The organism is Shewanella inventionis (assembly GCF_019931735.1).
Classification (GTDB): Bacteria; Pseudomonadota; Gammaproteobacteria; order Enterobacterales; family Shewanellaceae; genus Shewanella; species Shewanella inventionis.
On record NZ_CP082926.1, the window covers coordinates 978,402 to 992,080 of the forward strand.

Consider the following 13,679-nt stretch of genomic DNA (forward strand, 5'->3'; position numbering starts at 1 on the left):
ATGTTTGGTACTCAATCAACTCAAACTGGCGCAATAGCCTGGTTTGCCAGAAACTCTGTGGCGGCTAACTTATTGCTTATAGGCATCATTGTTGTTGGTCTATTTTCGCTTAATAGTTTACGCAAAGAGGCGTTTCCGAGTTTAGAGCCAGACCGTGTGACTGTATCTGTTACCTACGACAGTGGCGACCCAGTATTAGCCGAAGAAGGTATCGCAATTAAAATTGAAGATGCCTTAGAAACTGTCCCCGGGATTAAACGCATCACCTCAACCTCTAATGCCAATGGCAGTAGTGTGATTATTGAGAAAACCAGCTCGTATGATTTAGATACCTTGCTGACCGACATTAAAACCAATGTGGATGCCATTTATAACTTTCCTAGCGAAGCAGAAAACCCGGTTATCGACAAAATGCGTATGCAAGATCACGCGCTATGGATTGAGATATACGGCGACGCCGACCGCGCAACATTGCAAGCATTAGCTGAGCAATTAAAGTCAGATCTATTAAGCCAAGATGCAATTCATGATCTCGAGATTAAAGCCAAAGCAGAGCCGATGATTTCAATTGAAGTCGATGAAGGTAAACTGCAAGCCTATGGGTTAACATTAGCGTCTGTTGCAAATGCCATTAACGCAGAATCAGCCACCTCAATATCGACCAGCTTGTACAACGACGATAAAACCGTGCGTTTAAAAGTGTCAGATCAGGCATATCAGCAACAAGATTTTATGGCTCTGCCCATCATTACTACCACCCAGGGGTCAATGATAACCCTTGGCGATATTGCCACTGTAAATGATGACTTTGCCGACGACACCTTTGTGTTATCTCGTTATAACAATGCTAACTCGAGCGCCATAGAAATTGTGATGGACGAAAATGGCGATATCGTTAATATTGTTGATCAAGCTAAGCAAGTGGTTGAAAAGTGGAAAAATTCAAATATCTTGCCCGACAATGTCAATATTGCCACCTGGCACGACAAGAGTACCTTAATTACTGAACGCCTAAGCTTATTGATTAAAAATGCATTAAGCGGTATTGCGTTAGTGTTTATTATTTTGGCGTTATTTTTAAACCTTCGTGTGGCATTTTGGGTTGCTGCAGGCTTGCCATTTGTGTTTTTTGGTACCTTGTTTTTTATGGGCAATAGCTTTGCTGGGTTAACCCTGAATGAAATGACCACCTTTGGCTTTATTATGGCGTTGGGTATTGTGGTAGACGACGCCGTAGTCGTGGGGGAGAGCGTTTACAGCACCAGGCAAAAATACGGTGACAACATAGACAACACCATAAAAGGCACCTTAAAAGTGGCCACACCGACCATTTTTGGTGTACTCACCACTGTGGTGGCCTTTGTGGCGCTAGCCAATGTTGAGGGGCGCCTAGGGCAAATTTATGCCCAGTTTGGTACCGTTGTCGCCATTTGTTTAATGTTGTCGCTGGTGGAATCTAAGTTTATTTTACCGTCTCATTTAGCCCATATTGATACAAAAAAACGTGCTAAAAAATCATGGTTTAGCCATATTCAACATGCTGCCGACAGCGGTTTAAAGTGGTCTAGCCGAGTGATTTATGAGCCATTAATTGAATTTGCACTGCGTTTTCGTTATGCCGTAGTCATGGTGTTTATAGCCATGTTTATTGTGGTGGCCGGTATGCCAATAACAGGTAGTGTTAGGGTGGCGTTTTTCCCAGACATTACTGGCGACACTGCGGTTGCTGATTTCTCGACGCAAAATGATGCCAGCTTTGGTCAAACCTATAAAAATTTAACCACTTTAGAGGCTGCTGCAAAACGTGTTGATGCTGAGCTGTCTGCCAAGTACAGCGACGATGATTCAGCTCGTTATCTTAAAAGTTTACATGTGCTTGCTAGCAGTAGTGACTCTGGCCAGGTACAGGTTGAGTTAGCAACAGATGCGCCCTATAACCTAAAAGAATTTACCCTAAAATGGACCGAGGCCGTTGGCCAAATGGAAGGGGTTAAAAAGTTAAAAGTATTAGCCAAAAAAGAAATGCTTGATAACTTTAAAGTAGAGATTAAAGCCAGTAATACCGAGTCTGTGTTTGCTGCAGGCCAGGCATTAAAAGCGGCTATTGAAACCATGGACGGTGTGAGTGGTATCGATAACAACCTAGACTTAGGTGAGCCACAATATCGCTTTGAATTAACCGCACAAGGGCGTGCGCTTGGGTTTGATACCGAAACCTTGTCGGCTCAAGTATTGCAGTCTTTTGGCGGCGGCGTGGTACAGCGTTTTCAACGCGGCAAAGACGAAGTAAAAGTGCGAGTGCGATACCCAGACGAAGACCGTCAAACCATAGGGGATATTAAGCTTGCTAATGTGCGTACTAGCGACGGTACCATAGTGCCGTTAAGCCATGTGGCAGATATTGTTAATGATTATCAAGCGTCAAATATCACCCGCATTGATAGTCAGCGGGCAGTGTATATTAGTGCGGTATTAGACAAAGACAAAATTGCCTCTAATGAGCTAGTGAGCCAACTTAAGCAAACGTTAGTGCCACAACTAGAAGTGCAATACCCTGGCGTGAGCTTTAATTTTGCCGGTGAAGCGGAGCAACAGGCCGAAACCACAAGCTCAATTGAGTCGATGTTTGTGCTGGCGTTAATTGCGATTTATGCCTTACTCGCGATCCCGCTTAAGTCGTATGTGCAGCCAGTGATCATTATGACCGCGATTCCATTTGGTATTGTAGGAGCTATTTTAGGCCATTGGATCAATGATTTAACCATCAGTATTTTATCGTTAAATGGTATATTGGCGCTCAGTGGAGTGGTGGTAAACGACAGTTTATTGCTAGTGTCGCGCTTTAATGAATTGATTAAAGAAGAGGGCTTGTCGGTACACGATGCCATTGTTGAGTCATGCACCGGGCGTTTACGTGCAGTATTGCTCACATCGGTGACCACATTTGCAGGTTTAGCACCACTGTTAGGCGAAACCTCATTACAAGCGCAGTTTTTAATTCCTGCAGCTGCGGCACTTGGGTATGGTATTTTGTTTGCCACTGTGATCACCTTGATTTTGACACCGTCATTGCTATTGATCCAATGTGAAGCAAAAGAGTTTATCGCCAATATCATGAATAAGTTACGCCCAAATCACGACGTGACAGCGTCGGTATAACACTAAGGAGTTTGCTCGATGACCACAGATAAGTTGCAATTATTATTGGTTGAAGATGACCTTGACCTTGCTACAGCGGTTATCGAGTATTTAGCGCTTGAAGATATCTTGTGCGATCACAGCGCCAATGGTTTGGCTGGGCTTCATTTAATACAGCAAAACCATTACGACGCGATTATTTTGGATTTAAATTTACCCAAAATGAATGGTCTGCAAGTGTGTGAATCTATTCGGGCAGAAGGCATAGATGTGCCCGTGTTAATGCTCACCGCGCGTGACACCCTAGACGACAAACTTAGCGGTTTTGCCAATGGCACCGATGATTATTTGGTTAAGCCATTTGCCATGGAAGAATTGATTGTACGCATTAAGGTGTTAGCGCGTCGTCGTAGTGGCCAAGTGCAGCGTTTAGCTGTTGCTAACTTGGTGATTGACGTGCAAAAAAAGCAGGCATTTCGAGCGCAAAGCGAACTCAAACTGTCGCCAACCGCATTAAAAATTTTAACCGTACTGATGCGCGCTAGCCCAAACCCGGTATCACGCGAAAAACTCATGCAAATGGTGTGGGGCGATGAGCAACCCGACAGCAACAGTTTAAAAGTACACATTTTTAATTTACGTAAACAAGTAGACGCAGACCATGAACACAAGCTACTTCACACCATGAGTGGCTACGGTTTTGCAATAAAGGAAAGCCAGTCATCATGAAGATTATCCCCAGTATTCGGCTGTATGTGTTGCTTGCGATGTTGGTCACTGGCATTGGCACAATATTGATTTTGTCTGCATTAAGCTTGCATTACTTTATTGCCGGTATGGACTCTTCTTTGCGGGTATCTATGTATGCTCAGGGCCAGCAACAAAATGTATCAGACGCAAAGCCTTATCAGTTTGAGTCGTTTACGGTGGCAAGTCGCTGGCAAGATCTGCCTGAAAACGTACGTCAAGTTATGCTTGAACCACCAACAGAATTAAATGTGCTGCATAAAACCATTATTGGCGGTAATCTCATTACCCCGCCAGATGCGGGTTATTTTACGATGAAAGTGGCCTATGGTACTGAAACTCGTTTTGTATCAATGGTCTTTGATCGTAATAAAGTCGGTGCATTTAAACGCAGTGGTCCACCGTATTTTTTAATGATATTTATTACCGCAGTACTAGGGATTGTTGCTTTTTCTGTGGTGCTAATTTGGGTTATGCGACGTGTTACGTTGCCGGTAGATAGGTTAAAAAACTGGGCAAAAGGGCTCAATACTCAGCAACTTGAGCAAACAACACCTGATTTTCACTACAGCGAACTCAATACTCTCGCCAGCATTATCAAAAGCAGTTTAAGCAAGGTACAAGAGAGCTTAGCGCGCGAGCAACAGTTTTTAAGTTATGCCAGTCATGAGTTACGAACGCCCATTGCGGTTGTGCGTACGAATACTGAGCTACTCCAAAAAATGATCAGCAAAGGCGCAACCACAGACAAACAAGCACAGGTGGTTAGCCGAATTGAGCGTGCGGGGATCACCATGACAGACTTAACAGAAACCCTGTTATGGTTAACTCGCCAAGAAGAAAAAAGCTTGCCGCTAAATGAGGTACATTTAGGTCAGCTTATTCGCCAACTGGTTCAAGATTTACGCTATTTAACCCACGGCAAAAATATTGAAATTAACATCGCCACCGATGAGTCTATACAGCTGTTACCTAACACCTTATGTCGCATCATTATGACCAATCTTATTCGTAATGCGTTTCAACATACTCAAGAAGGGCTGGTGACTATTGAGCAGTCTGGTCATCAGGTTGTTATTATCAATCAATGTGACTCTTACGCGAGCAGCAATGAGGATTTAGGCTTTGGCCTGGGGCTTGAATTAACAACTCGTTTGATTAGCCAATACCATTGGCAATATCAAAACATAGAAACTAATCGAGGCCGTAAAGTGTCGATTGATTTTATTCGTTAGCGAGATTGTCACTTGAATAAAAGCCACATAGCGTGGCTTTTTTTATGATGTTTGACTCTAATTTCATTACCATGTGATGATAATAAAATTATCATTAAGTGGTAACTTAATTTGATTGTGCTAGCGAGCAATCGGCCTATAATGAGGGGTATCTTGACGCCGTACTAGGTTATGGGATCGCCGCAATGAAATACCGCACACATTTATTTTCTCTTCGTATCGGGCATGCGCTCCGAGAGTCTTTAAAAGACGCTCCCTACAATGCCAATGCATTCACTAAAGATTTATTAGCAGGATTAACCGTTGGTATTATTGCCATTCCTCTGGCCATGGCATTAGCAATTGCCATTGGCGTGGCACCGCAATACGGTTTATACACAGCCATTATTGCTGGGTTTATTATCCCACTCACAGGTGGATCGCGGTATAGCATTTCTGGGCCAACGGCCGCGTTTGTGGTCATTCTCTATCCTATTGTGCATCAATACGGTTTATCAGGGCTGTTACTTGCGAGCATTTTATCTGGCGTGATGCTGATTATCATGGCGTTGTTTCGCTTGGGTCGTTTTATTCAATACATTCCTGAGTCAGTGACGTTAGGTTTTACCGGCGGGATTGCTGTTGTTATTGCTGTGCTGCAAGTAAAAGACTTTTTTGGATTAACCATTAACGAGATGCCTGAAAGCTTTGTGGGTAAGGTAGCCACCTTAACCCAGGCAATACCGGGGTTTTCTGGGCCGACGTTGCTGGTAGGTTTAAGCACAGTAGTGGTGTTTATGTTGTGGCCAAAGCTTAAGATAGCGGTGCCTGCGCATTTACCCGCAGTGGTGGTAGGCAGCATCGTGGCTTTGATGTTAAACCTGTTAGGGTTTCATGTGGCGACGATAGGCTCAACCTTCAGTTTTACCTTAGCCGACGGTTCTATCGGTGCAGGTATACCGTCAATGCTGCCCGATTTTGAGTGGCCCTGGCTGCGCTCACAATCAGGTGAAATGCCATTGGCGTTTACTTGGCAATTAGTTAGCGATTTATTGTCAGCAGCATTTGCCATTGCCATGTTAGGCGCGATTGAATCGTTGCTGTGCGCGGTAGTGCTAGACGGTATGTCAGGCAAAAAGCACAGTGCCAATAGTGAATTATTGGGCCAGGGGATCGGCAATATTATTACGCCATTTTTTGGCGGTATTACCGCGACTGCAGCCATTGCCCGTTCTGCTGCCAATTATAAATCGGGTGCGGTAAGCCCAATAGCTGCCATGATCCACGCGCTGGTGGTATTGGTGTCTTTATTATCCTTGAGCACCATTTTGGCGTACATCCCGATGGCGGGCATGTCAGCACTGCTTATCATGGTAGCGTGGAATATGAGCGAAGCGCCCAAGATTATTCACTTAGTCAAAAAAGCCCCTGTCAGTGAAGTACTGGTGTTGATGGTATGTTTATTACTGACCATATTTTTCGACATGGTGATAGCGATTAGCGCCGGGATTATTTTGGCCTCGCTACTGTTTATGAAACAAGTCGCCGACATGACCAAAGTGCAAGACATTAGCGAGCAGAAAAAACACATTCATGTTGAACTGCCACCACGCTGGAAAGTATTTAAAATTAACGGACCATTATTTTTTGCCGCTGCCGATGGGGTATTTGGCGAGTTAGCCCATTTAAGTGCTAACCAAGATGGCGTGATATTGTATTTTGACGGTGTGTCTATTCTCGATTCGGGTGGCGTATCGGCACTGTATAAATTTATTGAAAAGTGTAAACACGACAATACTCGAGTGTTGCTTGCAGACTTTCAATTTCAGCCGCTCAAAACCCTGGCTAAAGCAGGGTTTAAGCCTGATGGCGTTCATTGTGTAATGTATTCAACGTTAACCGATGCATTGGATGATGTCGTAACAACATGACTTATCGAATAGGCTTTTTGGGATGAAATGTGCTGCGGGATATATTTTTGCCAGTGAAGTCGGTTGGTGTAACTCAACACAATCGCGCACATTTCAATTAATTAATATGAAAAAGTTTTGATATAAAAAAATTCTTATTTTTTTGATTCTTGTTTTATCTTTTAATCATAATGAGTTGAAGAGTTATTAATGCACAGACGGCAGAAATTTTTTCACGCGTTGATAGTGAATGCTGTGAGAGTTATTGGCCGGAATTATTTTATATTTATCGATAATCTTCTGATATTCACCGCTTTGTTTTAGCAACAAAATCCCATTAGCAAAAATGGCAGCATTGGCCTTATTTAATTGATTAAATCCAACATATAAAGGGACCGGTTCGCCAATTGTCCCAGCATAACGCAGTTGTTGACTTAAGTTTAATTGACTTGCAGTGTACTCAATGACATTTTTATTGTCGATGATCACATCGTGCCGCCCTTTAACGAGGCGAATGATATTCATGGCCAATGGCGCATCACCAGATGCGTAATACGTATTAGGGTGCGCATGTAACCAAGCATTTAGTTCTATGCCGTAGTCATAACCACTCACCACAGCAGTTTGTTGAGTATTGTTGAGGTTGCCGAGGTTTTCAAATACCGTTTTATTGTTTGATGCGGTGTAAAAGTCATTGCTGCTGTAGCCCACAATAACGTCAGCATGGATGAGGTGATTATCTGCAATGGCACCAGGGGTTAACGCTAACACTGCATCAACATTTTGTCTTTTCAGTTCTACAAGTGCACGATTATAAGGAAGGGTAGCAAATACGGCTTTTTTTCCTTGAATTTCAAATGCGCGTTTTGTTAGCTCAACAAGATAACCTGTGTCATTTTCGCAGATGTAGGGGCACCAAATGTCTGATGCTATTCGAACAGGCTCGGCATAGGAATGATTACTGATAATAAGCAGTAAAATTAACCAGTATTTTAACACGTATGCAGCTCCATATTTGAACGGGCGGCTATAGTAAATGTTTTGCTAATATAGGCAACGTTTTTATGGTTAAAAAAACGACAAACTTAGTTTTGTTTTATCAATATGTTGGTTTTGTAAATGACCTGGTAGCGCAAGAAGCAATCTGATTACAATTGCTGCTTTTCGATAACACTTAATCGAGACAATTTTTTATGGCAACACATAACAGACAATTTACTCATGTGACTGTTGAGTAACCTGGTAAGCCGACTGTGATGACCATGACGCAATCAACCCTCGATTTACCCTCAGCTGGCCAGGTAACCATTAAAGTGTATGCTGCGGGTGTTAATGGCCCAGACATTAAACAGCGCGTTGGCGCTTATCCGCCGCCTGCAGGGGCGAGTCCTATTATTGGTTTGGAGGTTGCTGGTGAAATTATTGCTGTGGCCGATGACGTCACTCAATGGCAGGTTGGCGATAAAGTTTGTGCGCTCGTACCGGGCGGCGGCTATGCCTGAAACCTTTTTTACTGTATGGGGAAACTTGTTTATTCATGCAGGGCTTAACGCTGGCGAGACGGTACTAATTCATGGTGGCTCTGGTGGCATTGGTACGACCGCGATTCAAATGGCGAGCCGTCTGGGTGCAAAACTCGGATTTAGCTGGCTTTCTAGCCGTTCTAAACATCCGAAACAAGATGTTGACGTCATGGAGGATTTTAAAAAACTTCCCTTTGTACATGATCGTTCACATCCCTGTTTTTGTGTCGCCGACTGATGTAGATATCTGGTTTCAAGATGAGGCGCATATTGGTCAGCAAAGCACCACCACCAAACTTTGGGTGAAATGGCAGCATAAAAACATCCCCTGTTTGTGTGCAGTTTTACTTAACCACATCAGTCATATAGAACACCCTGCGTAAATCTCCACTCTCTCTTCTTAGCAACTGGTCGACATAGAACGTATATATTTTAAATGCTAATCGAGTAGTGATTTGAGTTTACTTTCAATCATACCAGTCTTGACCTTACAAGCATTGAAGCAAGCTGTCTCCATGCTATTAAGTATTGGTTGACAAATTGGCAATAGTTAAATAGCTTCATTGTCTGGCCAATTGGTAAGTTATCAATCTTGGGTTAAGTAGTTGGCTGGCCATCACTAGTGCCTGCTATCAAGCACTTCAAAAGCAAGGTTCAGTAATGACCAATCAATGCTTTAGATGCCAACAAGTATCGTATTGGTAGAGCAAGAGGAGCAACAATGAACACAATAAAATGTATGTTGACGCAGTGCCTGATGTTGTTGGCCGTTTTCGTCAGTTATGCCGATGCAAGTGATGAGAGTGGCAGCAATATTATGATTCCTTTATCCCATAAGGAATTAGCACAAGGAGTGTTACTTGGGAATTTTGCACATTTGGATCCTGCGAAAAAGCCCTGTGAAAACTTTGACCTGCTGGATTGGAGTTTGACTCTGCCAACCGATCTTAACAAAGATAAAAAAGCAGATATTGTTTACGAGCGGGCCCTGACTAATTGCTTCGAGCTTAAACCGTTGTTTTACACCGCAGAAGATGGCGGTATGGTGTTTGCCTGTCCTAATGAAGGTGCCAAAACCTCAAGCAATACTAAATATGCCAGAACTGAATTACGCGAAATGCTCAGACGCGGCAATACTCAGATAAAGACGCAAGGTGTCACCAAGAATAACTGGGTATTTACCCAAGCTCACGGTTCGGTTAAACGCAAAGCGGGCGCGGTTGAAGGCAGCCTGGAAGCAACGCTTGCCGTTAACAGGGTGTCGGTAACCGGTGATGAGAAACAAGTCGGCAGGGTGATTATTGGCCAGATCCATGCAACCGACGATGAGCCCATTCGCCTTTATTACCGAAAACTCCCTAATAATGAAAAGGGGTCTATTTATTTTGCGCACGAGATCAATGGCGGTGATGACGTATGGGTTAATATGATCGGCTCGCGCTCTCACACCCTAGCCGATCCCGAAGATGGCATTAGTTTAAACGAGAAGTTTAGCTATAAAATTACAGTGGAAAGCACTGTGCTGTTTGTCACTATTATTCGGCCTGGCAAAGCGAATATCACTAAATCTCTGGATATGAGCCAAAGTGGTTACCACCGAAATAGTCAATATATGTACTTTAAAGCGGGGGTGTATAACCAAAACAACAGCGGCGATCCCCGAGATTATGTGCAAGCAACTTTCTATCATATTGATAATCTTCATTATTAGCACCTTGAGTTAAATTTCTCCTCGGGCAACAGTATCAGCCATTGCGCAATTGGTTAACCAATTGCGCGTATTTTATTGCGAAGCTCCCCACACCTATCAGGCCGTAATTGGCATCCCTCTCCATTGTTGGTTATTTCAATTGGTAAGTCACTTTGTAGTTAATTGGTTAACAACTTGTTGCTATGTTGGTTTTAGTTGGTTATATTTCGAACGGAAAGATATCAATTAAAAGTAATAGTTCACGCTAACCGAACAAAATAATAACGGAGAACAGGATATGGGGCCTAGATTCGATAATTTTAGATATACACACACGCAAGTGAGGCAATTCAGGCTTACACGTGTAGCAAGATTGGTAAAAATGGCAGCAGTTGCCTCTCTAGCCAATTTTTGTGCTTTGTCAGCCAATGCGCAGGACATAAACAATGAACCTAAAAAAGAAAATGATAACGTTGCAGCTGAAATCGAAGTGATTGGAGTTGTCGGCACCCGTAAAACAATCCAAGACCAAATTTCTATAAAACGCGAAGCAACCACTGTTGTTGATGGTTTATCTGCGGAAGATATCGGTGATTTGCCTGCACTTTCAATTGGGGAAGCCTTAGAGTCAATAACGGGGGCAGCGTCTCACCGTGAGAATGGCGGTGCGACAGAAATTACGATTCGGGGCTTAGGTCCCTTTTTGAGCGCCACGCACATTAATGGTCGTGAAGCGACGAACGGAAGTGGTGACCGCTCGGTTAACTTCTCTCAATTTCCGTCGGAGTTAATGCAAAAGGTTGCTATTTACAAAACTCAAGACGCATCAATGATCGAAGGTGGTGTTGCCGGCGTCATCACCTTAGAAACGCTAAAACCTCTAGACTACGGCAAACAGCAAGTTCAAGGGGAAGTTAAACTGAACTATAACCCTGATGAGGGCAATATTGACAACTCATTACAAGGAGACCTTGGCGGTCGTGCTACATTTAGTTTTGTTGACCAATTTGAGTTTGCCAATGATCAGTCTTTAGGGGTTTCTTTTGGTTTGCAACGTCAGGATATCAGCCAGCCTGAAGCTGAATATCGCAGTTCAAGCCCTACCGGCTCTTCTTTGTGGGCATGTTTAAACGATCCCACCAACAGCAATGAAGGTTTTTTCCGAAGTTCAGCCGGAGATTGTGAAGACCAGGTGAGTGGCAGCAGCAATCAGGGCTATCAGACGGCTATTGACCCCGCGACGGGTGAAGCACAAAGTGCCGGTACGCCTTACGCTTGGACCGGTAGTAGCAGTAGTTATCGACAAAACGAAACGTCCGATGAGCGTGACTCAGTGTTTCTTGCCTTACAATATCGCCCTTCCGATGTGTGGGATATTAACTTCGATGCGCAATTCTCGGATCGTATCCAGTCGGAAGCTCGTCATGATTTACTCTTCCTACAAAAATACGTTACGCCGGGTGTAACCGGTCAAAATCTTATTACCAATGACGTAGGGGGAATTCTTCACTGGGAAGGCGAAGAGCGTTTTGAATCTGCCGGCGAGCAGTATTCCCGTGAAGAAAACTATCGTGGGTTCGGCCTTAATGTTGAACATTTTTTCAGCGATCGCTTAACGATCACCGCCGATTTCGGTTACTCGCAAACCAAACGTGAAGAATTGCAAATTTCTAACCGGGGCAGAACGTCTGGACGGCCTTTTTTTACTTGGGATATGGGGGAGTACATCCCAAATCTTACCGTCACTGATTTTGATGTGACTGACATTACGAATTTCACAGACAGCTTACGCACACGTATTGACAGAGAAGGTGTGCGTGAAAATGAGATTATTTCTGCACGCCTGGACTTTAAGTATGAGTTGGACGGTAATGTGTTCACCAGTGTGCAAGCTGGCGTGAGAGCGTCCGAACTGTCTTATGTGCAGTTTGGTGGCAACCAGGGCAGTGGTTCACGCACTGAAATATTGCTGGATGAAAGTGCAATATCCGCATTAGACGTGTTGACGAATTGTCAGATCGATTTCCCTGAAAGCAATTTTTTATCCTCAGTGTCTGACGGTAATCTTATTACCAACATAGACAGTAGCGGTAATGTGGTCTCCAGTGGGACTGGCTCATCATGGGCGACTTACGATAATGTCTGTTTTTCGCAAGCGCTGGTGGATTCAGTCGGTGGGGATTTTGCCTATCCGCAAGTTGAGTATCAAAATACCGGCACTCAGGATGTCACTGAAAAAACCCTGTCGGCCTATATTATGGCCAACTACGATACTGAAATGCTGGGTAAGTATGTTCGCGGTAACTTTGGGGTGAGACTGGTTGATACCGACGTAACGTCAATTGGTTTCAGAAACAGTTTTGATGTTGTTACCAATGAATTAGGGGTGCTGAGCCTGGTTACCGGCGATTCTTTAGAGTCCATTACTGGCGGCGGCGGTTATACCGAAATACTCCCCAGCTTTAACCTGGTGGTGGATTACAGTGACGACATTTTGCTGCGGTCCGGTATTTATCGGGGCATGTCTCGGGCAAATCCTAGTGATATGAGTTACAGCCGCACATTTCAAACAGATGATGATGTGGCGCCAACCTCGTTGGCAGATTTATTTGTTGGCGTAAATGGCTCTGGCAACCCAAATCTTAAGCCTCTGATGTCATGGAATTATGACGTAGCAGTGGAATGGTATCCCAACGAAGATTCGATCTTTGCGCTTAGTCTCTACTATAAACAATTCCAGGGTGGGTTCCAACAGCAGACAGTACTGGAAGACTTTACTGTTGATGGCCAGACGGTGACCTTACCGATTACTAATTCGGTTACCACGGAAAATTCAAGCAATCTTTATGGATTAGAGGCCTCAATGGCCTATCGCTGGGACAGTGGCATTGGGATTAAGCTGGGCTACAACTACGCCGACACAGACTTCGAGTTTGAAGATAGCTTATATGGAGATACCTATATTACTGATTTAGATGGGACCACTCGTCAGTTAACGGAGGGTATTGTGCCACCGGCTTCAGTACCTGGCTTTTCTCAACATGTTTTCAGCGGTCAGATCTACTACCAAATCGGCGACTTTGATACCGCACTTATCTACAAGTATCGCAGTGAATACTTCCAGCCCTACACCAGCAACGGGACCCGACTCCGTTATGTTGATGAAGTCGGTGTCTGGGAGGCGCGTGCATCATACAAAATTAATAAACATCTCAAGGCAAAAGTGGAAGCGATTAACCTGTTTAGTGCACCTAAATCACAAGACTACTTTGTGCAGGGCAACCTGGGTGAAGTTAACGATTATGGTCCGCAACTTTTTGCTGGTATCAGCTTGAAGTACTGAGCAACTCATTAGAGTTCTGAATCAAGATGCGGGTGAAGGATAAAGCCCGCACGTATTTACCTATATTATTTGTGTTCAGTACTAAGCAACTTGTTAGCACTGGACCAATAGGAG

At 43.9% G+C, this 13,679-nt stretch carries 7 protein-coding genes and 1 pseudogene; 7 read left to right on the forward strand and 1 reads right to left on the reverse strand.

Translation table 11 applies throughout. The annotated features are described in order from the left end of the window. The 4 genes from K8B83_RS04475 (at position 1) to dauA (ending at position 7,030) form a co-directional block, all read left to right on the forward strand. Positions 1-3,159, forward strand: a complete 3,159-nt coding sequence (locus K8B83_RS04475) for an efflux RND transporter permease subunit (RefSeq protein WP_188741193.1) — start codon at positions 1-3, stop codon at positions 3,157-3,159. An 18-nt stretch (positions 3,160-3,177) separates the two neighbouring features. Continuing rightward, positions 3,178-3,867, forward strand: coding sequence for a response regulator transcription factor (locus tag K8B83_RS04480; protein ID WP_188741192.1), 690 nt, complete (start codon positions 3,178-3,180; stop codon positions 3,865-3,867). Beyond that, complete coding sequence (locus tag K8B83_RS04485) at positions 3,864-5,120, forward strand: sensor histidine kinase (RefSeq protein ID WP_223419239.1); 1,257 nt, start codon at positions 3,864-3,866, stop codon at positions 5,118-5,120. Before K8B83_RS04480 ends, K8B83_RS04485 begins: the two co-directional genes overlap by 4 nt. A gap of 185 nt (positions 5,121-5,305) precedes the next feature. Further along, the gene (gene dauA / locus K8B83_RS04490) at positions 5,306-7,030 is read left to right on the forward strand and encodes a C4-dicarboxylic acid transporter DauA (protein WP_223419241.1); all 1,725 of its coding nucleotides are present in this window, start codon (positions 5,306-5,308) and stop codon (positions 7,028-7,030) included. Between the two features lie 186 nt (positions 7,031-7,216). On the opposite strand, the gene K8B83_RS04495 is transcribed toward dauA, so the two are convergent. Beyond that, a complete protein-coding gene (locus K8B83_RS04495) occupies positions 7,217-8,008 on the reverse strand; it encodes a substrate-binding periplasmic protein (protein ID WP_188740879.1) in 792 nt (263 codons plus the stop codon). Positions 8,009-8,265: 257 nt separating this feature from the next. On the opposite strand from K8B83_RS04495, the pseudogene K8B83_RS04500 reads away from it, so the two are divergent. The 3 genes and pseudogenes from K8B83_RS04500 to K8B83_RS04510 form a co-directional block, all read left to right on the forward strand. After that, positions 8,266-8,647: pseudogene (locus tag K8B83_RS04500) on the forward strand (alcohol dehydrogenase catalytic domain-containing protein); the annotation flags it as partial. 606 nt (positions 8,648-9,253) lie between these two features. Next, on the forward strand, positions 9,254-10,243 hold the full coding sequence (locus K8B83_RS04505; RefSeq protein WP_223419243.1) for a polysaccharide lyase family 7 protein: 990 nt from the start codon (positions 9,254-9,256) through the stop codon (positions 10,241-10,243). Between the two features lie 277 nt (positions 10,244-10,520). Further along, positions 10,521-13,565, forward strand: coding sequence for a TonB-dependent receptor (locus K8B83_RS04510; protein WP_223419244.1), 3,045 nt, complete (start codon positions 10,521-10,523; stop codon positions 13,563-13,565). Positions 13,566-13,679: the final 114 nt, after the last annotated feature.